Source organism: Geodermatophilus sp. URMC 62 (assembly GCF_052931475.1).
Map to the genome: position 1 here is coordinate 2,314,426 of NZ_JBRFHY010000001.1, position 16,542 is coordinate 2,330,967.

General features: G+C 76.9%; 11 protein-coding genes and 1 tRNA gene. 9 read left to right on the top strand and 3 right to left on the bottom strand.

Features of this window, described 5'->3' with window-relative positions; genetic code table 11:
* Positions 1 to 45: 45 nt before the first annotated feature.
* Complete coding sequence (locus ACU616_RS11135) at positions 46 to 2,718, bottom strand: DEAD/DEAH box helicase (RefSeq protein WP_446758524.1); 2,673 nt, start codon at positions 2,716 to 2,718, stop codon at positions 46 to 48.
* Between the two features lie 201 nt (positions 2,719 to 2,919).
* Between ACU616_RS11135 and ACU616_RS11140 the strand changes: the two genes are divergently transcribed.
* The 4 genes from ACU616_RS11140 (at position 2,920) to topA (ending at position 10,229) form a co-directional block, all read left to right on the top strand.
* Complete coding sequence (locus ACU616_RS11140; RefSeq protein WP_446758525.1) at positions 2,920 to 5,229, top strand: sodium-translocating pyrophosphatase; 2,310 nt, start codon at positions 2,920 to 2,922, stop codon at positions 5,227 to 5,229.
* A 51-nt stretch (positions 5,230 to 5,280) separates the two neighbouring features.
* Positions 5,281 to 5,607, top strand: coding sequence for a hypothetical protein (locus tag ACU616_RS11145; protein WP_446758526.1), 327 nt, complete (start codon positions 5,281 to 5,283; stop codon positions 5,605 to 5,607).
* Positions 5,604 to 7,163, top strand: coding sequence for an alpha/beta hydrolase (locus tag ACU616_RS11150; protein ID WP_446758527.1), 1,560 nt, complete (start codon positions 5,604 to 5,606; stop codon positions 7,161 to 7,163). Before ACU616_RS11145 ends, ACU616_RS11150 begins: the two co-directional genes overlap by 4 nt.
* A 195-nt stretch (positions 7,164 to 7,358) precedes the next feature.
* Positions 7,359 to 10,229: a type I DNA topoisomerase gene (topA, locus tag ACU616_RS11155; RefSeq protein WP_446758528.1), complete on the top strand. Its 2,871-nt coding sequence runs from the start codon at positions 7,359 to 7,361 to the stop codon at positions 10,227 to 10,229.
* 24 nt (positions 10,230 to 10,253) lie between these two features.
* Here the strand turns inward: topA and ACU616_RS11160 are convergent, their stop codons facing one another.
* Entirely contained in the window at positions 10,254 to 11,042 is a 789-nt protein-coding gene (locus ACU616_RS11160) for a trans-aconitate 2-methyltransferase (protein ID WP_446758529.1), read from the bottom strand.
* Between the two features lie 147 nt (positions 11,043 to 11,189).
* Here ACU616_RS11160 and tmk point away from each other — a divergent pair, with 147 nt between their 5' ends.
* The 4 genes from tmk (at position 11,190) to ACU616_RS11180 (ending at position 13,992) form a co-directional block, all read left to right on the top strand.
* Positions 11,190 to 11,813, top strand: coding sequence for a dTMP kinase (gene tmk, locus ACU616_RS11165; RefSeq protein ID WP_446761473.1), 624 nt, complete (start codon positions 11,190 to 11,192; stop codon positions 11,811 to 11,813).
* Positions 11,810 to 12,988: a DNA polymerase III subunit delta' gene (locus tag ACU616_RS11170; RefSeq protein WP_446758530.1), complete on the top strand. Its 1,179-nt coding sequence runs from the start codon at positions 11,810 to 11,812 to the stop codon at positions 12,986 to 12,988. The genes tmk and ACU616_RS11170 overlap by 4 nt, the downstream gene beginning before the upstream one ends.
* A 72-nt stretch (positions 12,989 to 13,060) precedes the next feature.
* Positions 13,061 to 13,133, top strand: a tRNA-Thr gene (locus ACU616_RS11175).
* A 214-nt stretch (positions 13,134 to 13,347) separates the two neighbouring features.
* Positions 13,348 to 13,992 (top strand): flagellar brake protein, encoded by a 645-nt coding sequence (locus tag ACU616_RS11180; protein WP_446758531.1) that lies wholly within the window; start codon positions 13,348 to 13,350, stop codon positions 13,990 to 13,992.
* A gap of 529 nt (positions 13,993 to 14,521) precedes the next feature.
* Here ACU616_RS11180 and ACU616_RS11185 read toward each other — a convergent pair.
* Entirely contained in the window at positions 14,522 to 15,013 is a 492-nt protein-coding gene (locus ACU616_RS11185) for an inorganic diphosphatase (protein WP_446758532.1), read from the bottom strand.
* Positions 15,014 to 15,049: 36 nt separating this feature from the next.
* On the opposite strand from ACU616_RS11185, the gene dacB reads away from it, so the two are divergent.
* Entirely contained in the window at positions 15,050 to 16,510 is a 1,461-nt protein-coding gene (gene dacB, locus ACU616_RS11190) for a D-alanyl-D-alanine carboxypeptidase/D-alanyl-D-alanine endopeptidase (RefSeq protein ID WP_446758533.1), read from the top strand.
* The last annotated feature ends 32 nt before the right edge of the window (positions 16,511 to 16,542 follow it).

Here is a 16,542-nt window from a genome sequence, read left to right on the forward strand (position 1 = left end):
CGGCGGACGTCGGCGGGCGACGGCCGCCGTCGGGGGAGCCCGGCGTCAGAAGACGAGGCCGTCCTCGGCGTGACCGGCGGCGGGGACCGCGGGGGACGGGTCGGGGTCGGGAGCCGCGCCGGCGGGGACCCGCCCGGTGACCGGCCGCCGCAGCAGGCCGCGCACCGGCCCGGTGGGGACCTCGGCACCGCCCTCGCCGGCGCCGTCGCCGGCGCCGTCGCCCTCGCCGTCGTCGTCGCCGTCGTCCTCGGCGGCGGCCAGCTCGTCGAGCACGACGTCGAGGACCCGGACGGCGCCGGCCTTGTCCAGCGGCTCGTTGCCGTTGCCGCACTTGGGCGACTGGACGCAGGAGGGGCAGCCGCTCTCGCACTCGCAGCTGGCCACGGTGGCCCGCGTCGCCGTCAGCCAGCGCCGCAGCGCGGCGAACCCCCGCTCGGCGAACCCGGCGCCGCCGGGGTGCCCGTCGTGGACGAACACCGTCGCGGTGCCGGTGTCGGGGTGCAGCGCGGTCGACAACCCGCCGAGGTCCCACCGGTCGCAGGTGGCCAGCAGCGGCAGGATGCCGATCGCGGCGTGCTCGGCGGCGTGCAGCGACCCCGGCAGCGCCAGGTCGTCGACGTCGGCACGGGCGACGGCCTGCGCGTCGAGGGTCAGCCAGACCGCGCGGGTGCGCAGCTGGCGGGCGGGGAGGTCCAGCGGGAACTCCGCGAGCACCTCGCCGGTGCCGGCCCGGCGCCGCTGGTAGGCCACGACCTGGTTGGTCACGTCCACGACGCCGGTGTGCGCGGTGACGGTGCCCAGCCGGCGGGTCCGGTCGGTGGTGACGATGCCCAGGTCGGTCACGTCGCGGGCGACGGTGGTCCACTCCGGCGCCTCGGCGTGCACGACGGCGCAGGCGTCGTCGAGGTCGAGCTCGTCGACGACGTAGGTCTCGCCGCGGTGGACGTACAGCGCGCCGGTGTGCACGGTCGCGTGCGCGGCGCCGCCGTCGACGGTGCCCAGCAGCCGGCCGGTCGCGCCCTCGATGATCGCCACGGGCTCGCCGCCGCTGCCGCGGATGTCGACGTCGGGACGCCCGCGGCCGGCCCAGTACCAGCCGGCCGGCCGCCGGCGGAGCACGCCGGCGGCGACGAGCTCCTCCAGCCGGGCCTGCGCCACGGCGCCGCCGAACGCGGGCAGGTCCTCGGGCGTGAGCGGCAGCTCGGCCGCCGCACAGCACAGCTGGGGCCCGAGGACGTAGGGGTTGGCCGGGTCGGTGACCGTCGCCTCGACCGGCCGGCCGAAGACCGCCCGGGGGTGGTGGGCCAGGTAGTGGTCGAGCGGGTCGTCGCGGGCGACGAAGACGACCAGCGACTCGCGCTGCGCCCGCCCGGCGCGGCCGGCCTGCTGCCAGAGGGAGGCCAGCGTGCCCGGGTAGCCGGCCAGCACCACGGCGTCCAGGCCGGCGATGTCGATGCCCAGCTCGAGGGCGTTGGTGGTCGCCACCCCGAGCAGCTCACCGGCCGAGAGGGCCCGCTCGAGCTCCCGGCGCTCCTCGGGCAGGTAGCCGCCGCGGTAGGAGTCCACGCGGCGCACCAGGTCGTCCCGGCCCCGCTCGGCGAGCAGCCGGCGCGCCTGCTCGGCCACCGTCTCCGCGCTGCGCCGGGAGCGGACGAAGGCCAGTGTGCGCGCGCCGCGCTCGACGAGGTCGGCCAGCAGCCCGGCCGTGTCGGCGGCCGCCGACCGGCGCAGCGGCGCGCCGTGCTCCCCGGTGCGCTCGGTCAGCGGCGGCTCCCACAGCGCGAAGGTGGCGCCGGGCCGGGGCGACCCGTCGTCGGTGACCGCCACGACCGGGGCCCCGACCAGACGGGTGGCGGCCGCGGCCGGCTCGGCGACGGTCGCCGAGGCCAGCACGAACACGGGGTCGGCGCCGTAGCGGCGGCAGATGCGCCGCAGCCGGCGTAGCACGTGCCCGACGTGCGAGCCGAACACCCCGCGGTAGGCGTGGCACTCGTCGACGACGACGTAGGCCAGCCGGCGCAGCGTCGAGGACCAGCGCTGGTGGGCCGGCAGCACGCCGCGGTGCAGCATGTCCGGGTTCGTGACGATCCACCGCGAGTGCCGGCGGACCCAGTCGCGCTCCTCGGCGGGGGTGTCGCCGTCGTAGGCGGCCGGCCGCACCGAGGGGTCGGCGAGCGCGGCCACCGAGGCGAGCTGGTCGCGGGCCAGCGCCTTGGTCGGGGCCAGGTAGAGCACGCAGGCGCGCGGGTCCTGCGCCAGCCGGGTCAGCGCGGGGAGCTGGTAGGCCAGCGACTTGCCCGACGCCGTGCCCGTGGCCACGACGACCGAGGTGCCCTCGTGCGCCAGCCGGGCGGCCTCCACCTGGTGCCGCCACGGCTCGCGGACCCCCGCCTCCTCCAGCCGCTGCCGGAGGCCGGGGTCGACCCACGCCGGCCACGGCAGGGTGTGGCTCTCGCGCACCGCCAGGCGGTGGACGTGGGTGACCGGGCGCTCGTCGTCCGGGGTCCCGGCGAGCAGACCCTCCAGCAGCTCGGCGCCGGGCGGGACGGCGCTGGGCGGGACGGGACCGGGACGGACCGGGCCGCCGGACCCGTGGGCGGCGGCCGACGCGTGCACCGCCGGGTCGGCGGGCGTGCCCCCTGGGCCCGGGTCACCCCCGGGTGCACCCTCCGGGCCGGATGGGGGAGCAGCCGGCCGGACCGGGTGGAGCGTGGTCACCCTCCCACTGTCACACCCCCGGGCAACCCGCTGCGCCCCCGCGATCGCGTCGTCCGGGTCCGGGCCGAGGGGCAGACGCAGAGTGTGATCTCCAATACAGTGACGCGGCGCCCGGGGGTGGGAGACCGCCCACCCGCGGGGGGCCCTCCGCCGACCGGGGACGCGGGCCGCCCGGCGGCACCCGACCGCACGGAGGTATCCATGCCGGACACCCATCTCTCCGGCGGGGACGTCGTCCTCGTCACAGCAGCCCTCGTCGTCTCGCTCGCCGCACTGCTGTTCGCCGGGTCCCTGGTGCGCGCCGTCCTGGGCGCCGACCAGGGGACGACGCGGATGCGCGAGATCGCCCGGGCCGTCCAGGAGGGAGCGGGCGCCTACCTGCGCCGGCAGTTCCGGACACTCGGGGTCTTCGCCGTCATCGTGTTCCTCCTGCTGCTGGTGCTCCCGGTGGCCGAGGGCGGCTGGGGCACCCGGGTCGGCCGCGCCGTGTTCTTCCTGGTCGGCGCGCTGTTCTCGGCGTCGGTCGGGTTCATCGGCATGACGCTGGCCACCCGTGGCAACGTCCGGGTGGCCGCGGCGGCCCAGGACGGCGGGTACCGGCCGGCCTTCCGCATCGCCTACCGCACCGGCGGCGTCTGCGGGATGATCACCGTCGGCCTGGGCCTGTTCGGGGCGTCCCTGGCGCTGCTGCTCTTCGACGACACCGCGCCGGTGGTCCTGGAGGGCTTCGGCTTCGGCGGCGCGCTGCTGGCGATGTTCATGCGCGTGGGCGGCGGCATCTTCACCAAGGCCGCCGACGTCGGCGCCGACCTCGTCGGCAAGGTCGAGGCGGGCATCCCCGAGGACGACCCGCGCAACGCCGCGACCATCGCCGACAACGTGGGCGACAACGTCGGCGACTGCGCCGGGATGGCCGCGGACCTCTTCGAGTCCTACGCCGTCACGCTGGTCGCCGCCCTCATCCTCGGGCAGGTCTTCTTCGGCTCCGACGGCATGGTCTTCCCGCTGGTGGTGGCCGGCATCGGCGTGCTCGCCTCGGTCGTCGGCATCCTGGCCAGCAACCCCGGCAAGAACGACGCCAGCGGCCTGGCCCCGATCAACCGCGGCTTCTTCACCTCCGCGGTCGTCTCCCTCGTGCTCGTCGCCGCCGCGGCCTTCACCGTGCTGCCCAGCGTCGCCGACGTCCCCGACGCGGTGGTCAACCCGCAGGTGCTCGGGTTCGTGTCGGTCCTCATCGGCATCGTCCTGGCCGCGGCGATCCAGCAGCTCACCGGCTACTTCACCGAGACCTCCCGCAAGCCGGTTCGCGACGTCGGCCGCAGCTCGCTGACCGGCCCGGCGACCGTGGTGCTCTCGGGCATCTCGCTGGGCCTGGAGTCGGCCGTCTACGCCGCCCTGCTCATCGGTGCCGCGGTCTACGGCGCGTTCCTCATCGGCGGTGGCGCGGCGCTCTACGCCGTCGCCCTGGCCGGCTGCGGGCTGCTGACCACCGCCGGCGTCATCGTCTCCATGGACACCTTCGGCCCGGTCAGCGACAACGCCCAGGGCATCGCGGAGATGTCGGGCGACATCGACGAGGCCGGTGCCCGGGTGCTCACCGACCTCGACGCGGTCGGCAACACGACCAAGGCGATCACCAAGGGCATCGCGATCGCGACCGCCGTCCTCGCCGCGACGGCACTGTTCGGGTCGTACAACGAGCAGGTCCGCACCGCGCTGGGCGACGTCGACCTGGCGCAGTCGTTCAGCCTGGTCGCACCGGACAACGTCGTCGGCGCGGTGATCGGCGCGGCCGTCGTCTTCCTCTTCTCCGGGCTGGCGATCAGCGCCGTCTCGCGGGCCGCCGGCCGGGTGGTCTTCGAGGTCCGCGAGCAGTTCCGGACCCACCCGGGGATCATGGACTTCTCCGAGCGGCCGGACTACTCCGCCGTCGTCGACATCTGCACCAAGGACTCCCTCCGCGAGCTGGCCACCCCCGGCCTGCTCGCCGTCCTGGCGCCGGTCGCCGTCGGCTTCGGGCTGGGCTTCGGCCCGCTGGCGGCCTACCTGGTCGGCGCCATCGCGACCGGCACGCTCATGGCCGTCTTCCTCGCCAACTCCGGCGGGGCCTGGGACAACGCCAAGAAGATGGTCGAGGACGGCGCCTTCGGCGGGAAGGGCAGCGAGGCGCACGCGGCCACGGTCATCGGTGACACGGTCGGCGACCCGTTCAAGGACACCGCCGGCCCGGCGATCAACCCGCTGATCAAGGTGATGAACCTGGTGGCGCTGCTCATCGCGCCCGCGGTGGTCGGGCTCTCGGTCGGGGAGGACGCCAACACGACGGTGCGCCTGCTCATCGCCGCGGCCGCGGCCCTGGTCGTCGTCGCGGCCGTGGTGGTGTCCAAGCGCCGGTCGGTCGTCGTCGGCGGGAGCGCCGACGACACCGCCGGTCCGGGGCTGACGGCGCCGGTTGTGGACGGGACCCCGGCTGTGGACGACGCGACGCCCGCTGCCCGTCCCCGCTCCTAGCGTGCGCGGCGCCGGTCCACCCCGGGCCGGCGCCGTCACCGGGAGGGTCCCTTGTCCGCGCAGATCGCCGTCGAACTCACCGCCGTCCAGGGGCTCGGTGAGGAGCTCGCCGCCCTCGCCACCGAGCTCTCCGGGGACGCCGACCTCTGCCGCTCCACGGCGGTGTCCCTGGCGACGGCGGTCACCGGCGACGCGGCGGAGCAGGCCGGGGCCACGGGCCGGGCCTGGGCCACCCTCGTCACCAACCTGGGAGCCGGGGCCGCGGCGACGGGGGAGACGCTGCTGGGCGCCGTTCGGTCCTACCGGCTCGCCGACGCCGCCGTCTCCGACTCGCTGCTGCGCGCGCGGGCCGGCCGCGTCACCGGGGCGACGGCGTGAGCGCCCCGGGCCTGACCGGCGTCGCCGCCTGGGACACCTCGCTGCTCGACGGCGCGGTCTACACCCTCGAGGCGGTGGCCGAACGACTGCCGCGCTGGCGGGCGCGGGTGGAGGGGGTCGCGCGCAGCCTGGCCGACGCGCGGTGCTGGTACGGCGACGCGGCGCAGCAGGCCGCCCGCGTGCTCGCCGAGGTGTCGGCGGTGACGACGGCCGTCACCGTGGCCCTCGACTCCTCCCTCGACCGGCTGTGGGACGCGGCGCGGCAGGCGCGTACGGCGCAGGAGCTGGCTGCGCAGGCGCTCGCCGAGGCCGCGGCGAACGGCGTGACGGTCGACGAGGCCGGCGGGGTCGGCACCCCGGCGCCGCTCGCGCCACCCGCCGGCGCGACGCCGCAGGCGCTGGCCGACCACGCCGCCGCGGCGGCCGAGTGGGCGGCCGCCGCCGAGCGGGTGGCCGCCCTCGCCGCCGACGCCCTGCACGCGGCCGCGCAGGCGGCGCTGCACGCGGCGGGGTCGGCCGAGGTGCTGGGCGCGGTCGGCGGCAGCGGCGCGGTGGTCCCCGCCGACTTCGCCGGCCTGCAGGCGGTGGTCGGTGCCGGTCCCTCGACGGTGCCGCTCCCGGCCGACCGCTCACCCGGGGCGGTCGCCGCCTGGTGGGCCGGCCTCCCGGAGCCGGCCCGCGACACGCTGACCACGCTGGACCCCCGGTCGATCGGCGCGCTCGACGGCCTCCCGGCCTGGGCCCGCGACCGGGCCAACCGGCTGCTGCTCGACCGGACGCTGGCCGACCCGTCGGGCACCGGGTACGCGACGGCCCGGGCGGCCGCCGCCGAGCTCGCCACCGAGGAGGCGGCCGGCCGGCCCGCGCAGCTGTGGGTCCTCGACCCGCAACAGGGCCAGGTCGCGGTCTCCTACGGCGACCTGGACACCGCCGAGGACGTCGCGGTCCTCGTGCCGGGCATGGGCAACGACCCGGCCGAGGACCTCGACGACCTCGGGGATCGGGCGCAGTCGGTCGCCGACGCCGCGTCGGCCGCAGCGCCCGCCGCCGCGGTCGCGACCGTCGCCTGGTTCGGCTACCGGCCGCCGTCCGGGGCGCAGTCGTGGCGCGTGCTCCTCCGGGGGAGGGCGGAGGAGGGCGGGGTGGCGCTGGCCGGCGACCTCGCCGGGCTGGCCGCGGCCCGCGCGGCCGACCCCCTGCGCCCGGACGACCCGCGCGTCACCGTGGTGGCGCACAGCTACGGCACGGTGGTGGTGGACGAGGCGGCGGACGCGCCGGGTCGGCTGGCCGCCGACGCGGTGGTGCTCAACGGCAGCCCGGGCATGGAGAACGACGCCGCGGGCCTCGAGGTGGCCGAGGTGTACGAGGCGTCCTCGCCCGCCGACCTCGTCACCTCCTGGGACCACCACGGGCAGTACCCGACCTGGCGCGACGACTTCGGCGCCGTCGAACTCCCCACCGGCTCGTGGATGATGCACTCGGAGTACTACGACGACGGCTTCCCGACCCGGGCGGCGATGGGCGAGGTCGTCGTCGACACCTACGAGCCGGCGTGACAGCGGGCCGGCCTGACGGACGGGCGGGAACACGCAGCGCCCTGGCCCGTTGGTGCCGGTGACGGCGCGCCCACGCGGGGTCGCCAGCCGGTCGCGTTCCGGGGTCGTGGCCTACCGTGGCCCGCCGAGGGGCGCACCAGGTGCCGACCATCGGGCACCGCGCCGCCGCGACCTCGCACCACCGACAGGAGCACCGTGCCCACGAAGACCGCGAAGAACGGCGAGAGCGCCGGCCGCACGGCCGGCGGCACCAGCACGCCCGCCCGCCGCCGGAGCGCCGCTCCCGGAGGTGGCCGCCCGCTGGTCATCGTGGAGTCGCCCACCAAGGCCGGGAAGATCGCCGGCTACCTCGGCAACGGCTACGTCGTCGAGGCCAGCGTGGGGCACATCCGCGACCTGCCGCGCAACGCCGCCGACGTGCCCGCCGAGCACAAGGGCGCCTCGTGGGCCCGGCTGGGCGTCGACGTCGACAACTCCTTCGAGCCGCTCTACGTCGTCAGCCCCGACCGCAAGCAGCAGGTCAGCCGGCTCAAGCAGCTGGTGAAGGACGCCAGCGAGGTCTACCTCGCCACCGACGAGGACCGCGAGGGCGAGGCCATCGCCTGGCACCTGGTCGACACCCTCAAGCCGCGGGTGCCCGTCCGCCGCATGGTCTTCCACGAGATCACCCCCGAGGCGATCGCCCGCGCCGTGGCCAACCCGCGCGAGCTCGACACCGCGCTGGTCGACGCGCAGGAGACCCGTCGCATCCTCGACCGGCTCTACGGCTACGAGGTCAGCCCCGTGCTGTGGAAGAAGGTCCTGCCCAAGCTCTCGGCCGGCCGCGTGCAGTCGGTGGCCACCCGCATCGTCGTCGAGCGGGAGCGCGAGCGGATGGCGTTCACCGCGGCCGACTACTGGTCGCTCGACGGCGTCTTCGCCGTCCCCGGCACCGCCGGTGCCGACGCCGGCGAGCCCACGACGCTGCGCGCCCGGCTGGTCAGCGTCGACGACAGCCGCGTGGCCACCGGCCGCGACTTCGACCCGGCCACCGGCCAGGTCACCGGCGACGTCGTCCACCTCGACGAGGCCGGTGCCCGCGGCCTGGCCGCCCGGCTCGAGGGCCGGCAGGTGACGGTCGGCCGGGTCGACGAGAAGCCCTACCGGCGCCGTCCGTACGCGCCGTTCACCACCTCCACGCTGCAGATGGAGGCCGGCCGCAAGCTCGGCTGGTCCTCGGCGCAGGTCATGCGGGTGGCGCAGCGGCTGTACGAGAACGGCCACATCACCTACATGCGGACCGACTCGACGAACCTGTCGAACGAGGCGATCAACGCCGCCCGCACCCAGGCCCGCGAGCTCTACGGCGACGCCTACGTGCCCGCCGAGCCGCGCCGCTACAGCAAGAAGGCCAAGGGCGCGCAGGAGGCGCACGAGGCGATCCGGCCCGCCGGTGACTCCTTCCGCACCCCCGGCCAGCTCGCCGGGCAGCTCGCCCGCGACGAGTTCCGCCTCTACGAGCTGATCTGGCAGCGCACCGTCGCCTCGCAGATGGCCGACGCCGTCGGGCAGACCGTCAGCATCCGGCTGGCGGGGCGCAGCACCACCGACGAGCGCGTGGAGTTCACCGCGTCGGGGCGCACCATCACCTTCCCCGGCTTCCTGCGGGCCTACGTCGAGTCCCGCGACGAGGGCGCCGCGGGCGGCGACGACGAGCACGGCAGCGACGACGCCGAGCGCCGGCTGCCCCGCGTCGAGCGCGGCCAGCAGCTCGACACGCGGTCGCTGGAGCCCAAGGGCCACACCACGACCCCGCCGTCGCGCTACACCGAGCCCAGCCTGGTCGCCCGGCTGGAGGAGCTCGGCATCGGCCGCCCGTCGACCTACGCGTCGATCATGCAGACCATCCAGGACCGCGGGTACGTGTGGAAGAAGGGGGCAGCACTGGTGCCCACCTTCGTGGCCTTCGCCGTGGTCAACCTGCTCGAGCAGCACTTCGGCCAGCTCGTCGACTACGACTTCACCGCGTCGCTGGAGAACGAGCTCGACGAGATCGCCGCCGGCGACCTGGGCCGGGTGGACTGGCTGACGGAGTTCTACTTCGGCGGCGAAGGCCGGCACGCCGGCGGGATCGCGGCCTCCGGCGGCCTGAAGTCGGTCATCGGCCAGCAGCTGGAGGAGATCGACGCCCGCGGGGTCAACTCGATCCCGCTGCGCGCCACCGGGCCCGACGGCGAGCCGGTCGTCGTGCGGGTCGGCCGCTACGGCCCCTACCTGCAGGCCGGCGGCGAGGACGGGGCGCGGGTCAGCCTCCCCGAGGACCTCGCGCCCGACGAGCTGACCGGCGACACGGTCGCCGAGCTGCTCGCCGCGCCGTCGGGTGACCGCCAACTGGGCACCGAGCCCGGCACCGGGCACCCCGTCGTGCTCAAGGCCGGCCGCTACGGCCCCTACGTCACCACCGTCGTGCCCGAGGGGAGCAAGGAGGCCCCCCGCACGGCCAGCCTGTTCTCCTCCATGTCGCCGGAGACGGTCACCCTCGACGACGCGCTGCGGCTGCTGACCCTGCCGCGCACCGTGGGCACCGCGCCCGACGGCGAGGAGATCCAGGCGCTCAACGGCCGGTACGGGCCTTACCTGAAGAAGGGCAGCGACTCCCGGTCGCTGGAGAGCGAGGACCGGCTGTTCACCGTCACCCTCGACGAGGCGCTGGCCGTGTTCGCCCAGCCCAAGCAGCGGGGACGGCGGGCCGCGGCGGCGCCGCTCAAGGAGCTGGGTCCCGACCCGGTGACGCAGGGCCAGATCACCGTCCGCGAGGGCCGGTTCGGCCCCTACGTCACCGACGGCGAGACCAACGCCAGCCTGCGCAAGGGCGACGACGTCGAGACCATCTCCCTCGACCGGGCGGCCGAGCTGCTCGCCGACCGTCGCAGCCGCCCGGCCGCGACGAAGAAGAAGGCCACCCGCACGACCACCACGGCCGCGAAGAAGACGACGGCGAAGAAGACGACGGCGAAGAAGACGACCGCCAAGAAGACGACCGCCAAGAAGACGGCGGCCTCGTCCGACGCGGTCCCCGCCGGCTGAGCGCCGCCGGCCGCGCGCTGCCGGCTATGCCCCGCCGAGCCGCCCCACCGCGAAGACCCGGCGGAACGGCAGCACGGTCGTCCCGTCCGGCCGGGGCGGGTAGGCCGCCCGCAGCGCCGCGGCGTAGGCGGCGGTGAGCTCGGCGGCCCCGTCGTCGTCCAGCAGCGCCACCACCGGCCGCAGCACCGTGCTGCGCACCCAGGTGAGCACCGGGTCGGGGCCGCGCAGCACGTGCAGGTACGTCGTCTCCCAGACGTCGGCGGCCAGCCCGGCCCCGGTCAGGACGTCGAGGTAGCCGGCCGGCTCGAGGACGGCGTCCGCCGGGGGAGCGGCACCGGCCAGCCGGTCCGACCACCGCGGCGAGGTGCACAGCGCGGCCAGCAGCCGGTGGGTCGGGGCGGTGTGGTTGCCCGGCACCTGCACCGCCAGCCGGCCCCCGGGCGCCAGCTGCCCCGCCCACCGGGCCAGCAGCGCCGCGTGGCCGGGCACCCAGTGCAGGACGGCGTTGCTGACCACGACGTCGACCGGCCCGTCCGGGCGCCAGTCCCGGACGTCGCCGGGCACGAACTCCACCCGCCCGGGCACCGCGTGCGCGGCCGCCGCGGCCAGCATCTCCGGCGAGGAGTCGACGCCGGTCACCCGCGCACCCGGCCAGCGGGCGGCGAGGGACGCGGTCAGGGCGCCCTCGCCGCAGCCGAGGTCGACGACCACCCGCGGGTCGGCGGCGTCCACCCGGGCGAGCAGGTCGGCGAAGGGCCGCGCCCGCTCGCCGGCGCAGCGCAGGTAGGCGGCGGGGTCCCAGGCGGCGTCCACGGCACCGACCGTAGGAGCCCGCCGCGTGCCCGGGGACGTCGGTGCCGGCCGGTACCGTGGACCGGCCGTCGGAGGATCCCCGTCCCCGTCCCCACCGAGCCCCGGGAGCACCCGATCACCGCCCACCCGCGCCTGCCCGGCCGCGGGCTGTTCGTCGCCTTCGAGGGCGGCGAGGGCGCCGGCAAGTCCACCCAGGTGCGGCGGCTGCTCGACTGGCTCGGCCTGCACGAGATCCCCGCGCGGGTCACGCACGAGCCCGGGGGCACCGCGCCCGGGGTCCGCATCCGCGCGCTGCTGCTCGACCCGGCCACCGGTGACCTGTCCCCGCGGGCCGAGGCGCTGCTCTACGCCGCCGACCGCGCCCAGCACGTGCACGCCGTGGTCCGCCCGGCGCTGGACGTCGGCGAGGTGGTCGTCACCGACCGCTACGTCGACAGCTCGCTGGCCTACCAGGGAGCCGGCCGCACCCTCGCGGTCGAGGAGGTCCGCCGGCTGTCGGCCTGGGCCACCGGGGGGCTGGTGCCCGCGCTCACCGTGCTGCTCGACCTGCCGCCCGCGACCGGGCTGCAGCGCGCCCGCGGCCGGGGCGCCGCCGACCGGCTGGAGGCGGAGTCGCTGGACTTCCACGAGCGGGTCCGCGCCACGTTCCTCGAGCTGGCCGCGGCCGAGCCGGAGCGCTACCTGGTCCTCGACGCGACCCTCCCGGCCGACGAGATCGCCGCCGCCGTCCGCGACCGGGTCGCCGCCCTGCTGCCGGGACGGGTCGCGTGAGCACCCCGGCGGTCCCCGGGGGTGTCTGGGCGCAGGTCGTCGGCCAGCCCGCCGCCGTCGCCGAGCTCCGCGCCGCCGTCGCCGACCCCACGGCGATGACCCACGCGTGGCTGTTCACCGGCCCGCCGGGCTCGGGCCGGTCGGTCGCCGCCCGCGCCTTCGCCGCCGCCCTGCAGTGCCCCGACGGCGGCGACGGCACCTGCCACGCCTGCCGCACCGTGCTGGCCGGCACCCACGCCGACGTGCAGACCGTCGTCCCCGAGGGGCTGTCCATCGGGGTGGTGGAGGCGCGGGAGCTGGTGCGGCTGGCCGGGCGGGCGCCGTCGCAGGGGCGCTGGCAGGTCGTCGTCGTCGAGGACGCCGACCGCATGACCGAGCAGGCGGCCAACGCGGTGCTCAAGATGATCGAGGAGCCGCCGCCGCGGACGGTGTTCCTGCTGTGCGCCCCGAGCCTGCACCCCGAGGACGTGTCGGTCACCATCCGCTCCCGCTGCCGGGTGGTCGGCCTGCGCACCCCGCCGGTCGACGCGGTGGCCGACGTGCTGGTGCGCCGCGACGGGATCGACCCGGCGCTGGCGGCCTGGGCCGCGGGCGCGGCCGGCGGGCACGTCGGGCGGGCGCGGCACCTGGCCCGCGACGAGAGCGCGCGGCTGGCCCGCAAGGCGGTGCTCGACATCCCGATGTCGCTGGTCTCGCTGGCCGCCTGCCTGACCGCCGCCGACGACCTGGTGAGCGCGGCCAAGGAGGAGTCCGACCGCACCAGCGCGGCCCTCGACGGCGCGGAGACCGAGGCGGTCAAGACCAGCCTGGGCGTCGGGGCCCGCGGGCCGGGGATCGCCGCCGCCAGCCGCGGCGCCGGGCAGCTCAAGGAGCTCGAGCGCCGGCAGAAGTCGCGGGCCACCCGCATCGGCCGGGACGCGCTGGACCGCGCCCTGGTCGACCTCGCCGGGCTCTACCGCGACGCGCTGGTCCTGGACGCCGCCCCGGGGGAGACTTTGCCGCTGGACCACCCCGACCGGCGGGCCGACGCCGAGGAGCTGGCCCGCCGCATCGGCGCCGAGGGCGCGCTGCGCCGCATCGACGCGGTGCTGGCCTGCCGCACGGCGCTCGAGCAGAACGTGAAGCCGCAGGTCGCCGTCGAGGCGCTCACCGTGGCGCTGCGGCTGCCGGCCTGAGGGAGGACCCTCCTGCCCCGCAGGCCTCGCGGGCCCGGCGCGGCCGTGCCGTAGGCTGTGTCCCGCACGCCCGCCGCCTTAGCTCAGTCGGTAGAGCATCTCACTCGTAATGAGAAGGTCGTCGGTTCGATTCCGACAGGCGGCTCTCCTCCTCCCGGCCTCCCGCCGGGGCGCTCGGCCGTGTCGGCCGCCCTCGCCCACCCCGGTCCGGCATCATCGCTCCCCGGCGCCCGGCGTCCTCCCCCTTCGGGGGAGCCGGTCCGTCCCGGCCCTCGCCTCCGCGCGGCCGGGTGCCGATGCACCTCCCGTGCGCCCGCCGCGGGCGCCTGCCCCATGCACGCCGAACGAGAGGAACAGCGATGAGCACGCCGGGAGTCGACCACCCGGAGGAGCGGTCGGTCGTCGACGTCAAGGCGGTGAGCCCCGACGACGTGCTCCTCAGCTTCGTCGAGGAGGCGTCGGCCAGCGAGCTGGTGCTCAGCGTCGGGACCGACGCCGCGCAGCGCCGCGTCCGGCTCGAGCCCGGGGAGCACCTGGAGCTCATCTGGCGGGGACCGGAGGAGCTGCGGTCGGTGCCGGCCGAGCTCGTCGCCGTCAGCACGGGGGACGACCCCACCTGGCGGGTCCGCACCGTCGGGCCCGCCTCGCGCGGTCAGCGCCGCGCCGCCGTCCGCGCCCCGCTGGCGGTGCCGCTGGAGCTCAAGGTCGGCGGGACCGTGCTGCGGGGGGCCACCCTCGACCTCAGCGAGGGCGGCAGCCGCTGCCTGCTCGCCGCCGGCGGCGAGCAGCCGGCCGTCGAGGCCGGCACGGTCGTGCCGGTGACCGTCGACCTCGACGGTGACCGGCTCACCGTCGACGCCGAGGTGGTGCGCCACCACCCGCGCGAGGACGACCGCACGGAGCTGTCCCTGCGCTTCCTCCGCATCGGCGAGAAGCGGGAGGACACCATCCGGCGCCGGGTCTTCGCCGAGCTGCGCGACCTGCGCTCCCGCGGCGTGATGTGAGCCCGGGCGGCGGTGACCCACCGCCGCCCGGTCAGGACGCCCCCGTGGACCGGGCCCGGATCAGCGCGATCGCCCTCCGCCGGCACCCCGTCGCCGCCCCGTCTCCGAGGGGAGCCTGCGCCGGCTGCTCGAGCGGCTGGACCCGCCCCGCCGCGGCCGGGTCCTCCACCTCGGCTGCGGCACCCGGGCCTGGCTGCTGCCGCGGCTGGCCGCGCACCCCGGCCCGACGGTCGCGGCGAGCTGCCCGACCTGCCCGGGCTGCTGGCCGAGGTGGCCCGCGCCGGCCTCGGGCCCGGCTACGCGCCCCTGAGCACGCCGCCGGAGTGGGACGAGTACGAGTGGTGCCGGGCCGGCGCGCTCACCGACCGGGCGCTCACCGGGGCGCCCACCGCCGCCGAGCGGGGGCACGACACGCGGGCTGACACGACGACGGCGGTGCAGCCTCGCGGAGGGGTGCACCGCCGTCCGCCGTCCGTCGTCCGTCGTGCGGTCGGGGCCCGGGGGCCGGGGCGGGGGGCCGGCGCGGCCGTCAGTGGTCGCCGGTCTCCTGGGCCCGCTTGAGCGAGGCCTCGATCTCGGCCTGGGCCTCTGCCCGGCCCACCCAGTTGGCGCCCTCGACCGACTTGCCGGGCTCCAGGTCCTTGTAGGTCTCGAAGAAGTGCTGGATCTCCAGCCGGTCGAACTCCGAGACGTCGCTGATGTCCTGGAGGTGGGCCATGCGGGGGTCGGTGGCCGGGACGGTGAGCACCTTGTCGTCCCCACCGGCCTCGTCGGTCATCCGGAACATGCCGATGGCCCGGCAGGTGATCAGGCACCCGGGGAAGGTCGGCTCCTCCAGGAGGACCAGGGCGTCGAGCGGGTCGCCGTCCTGGCCCAGCGTGTTCTCGATGTACCCGTAGTCGGCCGGGTACCGGGTGGAGGTGAACAGCATCCGGTCGAGCCGGATGCGCCCGGTGGCGTGGTCCAGCTCGTACTTGTTCCGCTGGCCCTTGGGGATCTCTACCGTCACGTCGAACTGCACGGGACGTAGTGTGGCCCACCGGTACCAGGTCCACCGGTGCAGGTCTGCTCCGGGGACCTCTTCCGGGGGGTGGGCACCATCGCGCAGGGCGGGTCGACCAGCGTCACGCCGAGCTACCGGCGGCTGCGCCGACGGCTCCTGCTGACCGTCCTGGCGGCCGTGGTGGTGGCCGCCCTGGTCGTCGCCGGGCTGGTCGTCGCCGCCGGGGACGACGCCTCCGGGGACGGCGGGGAGGCCGCCCGCGCCGCCGCCGCGCTGCCCGAGGTCGGCGAGCCCGACCCGGTGCTGGCCGCGCTGTCCACCGAGGCGCCCGCGCCCGACCCCGACGTGCTCACCACCCGGCTGATCCCGCTGCTGGCCGCCCCCGCGCTGCTCGGCGGCGTGTCGGCCGAGGTGGTCGACGTCGCCGACGGGCAGACGCTGTTCGACCAGGACGCCGACGCCCCGGTGACCCCGGCCTCGACGGCCAAGCTGCTCACCGCCGTCGCGGCCCTCACCACGCTCGAGCCCGAGGCCACGCTGGAGACGACGGTCGTCGCCGGGGCCACCCCCGACGAGGTCGTGCTCGTCGGCGGCGGTGACCCCACCCTGTCGACCACGGACCCCTCCCCGACCTACCCGGGCGCGGCGACCGTCGCCGACCTGGCCGCCCAGGTGCAGGCCGCGCTCCCGCCCGGGACGGTGGTGCGCCGGGTCGTCGTCGACGGCTCGCTGTTCCAGGGCCCGCTCACCGCCGACGGCTGGGGTCCCGACGACGCGCCGTCGACCTACGCCGCCCCGGTCACCGCCACCGCCGTCGACGGCGCCCGCGTCACGCCGGGGGAGGACGCCCGCAGCGGGCAGCCCGGCACCGACGCCGGCGCGGCGCTGGCCGCGGCCCTGGGCGTGCCGCGCGCGACCGTGCAGCTCGGCACGGCGCCCGAGGGCGCGGCGACGCTCGGCAGCGTCCGCTCCGCCCCGGTCGCCCGCCTGGTCGAGCAGGCGCTGTCGCAGTCGGACAACCTGCTGGCCGAGTCGCTGGCCCGCCAGGTGGCGCTCGCCCGCGACCTGCCGCCGACCTTCGAGGGCTCGGCCCAGGCGGTCACCGAGGCGCTGGAGGAGGCCGGGCTCGACGTCTCCGACGTCGAGCTCCACGACGGCAGCGGCCTGTCCCGCCTGGACCTGGTCACCCCCGACGTCCTCACCGACCTCGTCGCCGGCGTCGCCGACGGCTCGCTGGAGGGCGCCTCGGCGGTCCTGTCCGGCCTCGCGGTGGCCGGCTGGGACGGCACGCTGTTCGACCGGGGGGACGACGACCCGGCGACGGCGCCCGGCTCGGTCCGCGGCAAGACCGGCACCCTGCTCGGCGTGCACGCCCTCGCCGGCACGGTCGTGACCGCCGACGGCCGGCTGCTGGCCTACGCGCTCGTCGCCAACGGCACCTCCGGCGGCGGGGACCCGGAGGAGGCCGCGCTGGACGCCGTCGCCTCCGCCCTGGCCGCCTGCGGCTGCAGCTAGGGCGGCCGCGGGAGGCCACGGGCTCCCAGGCC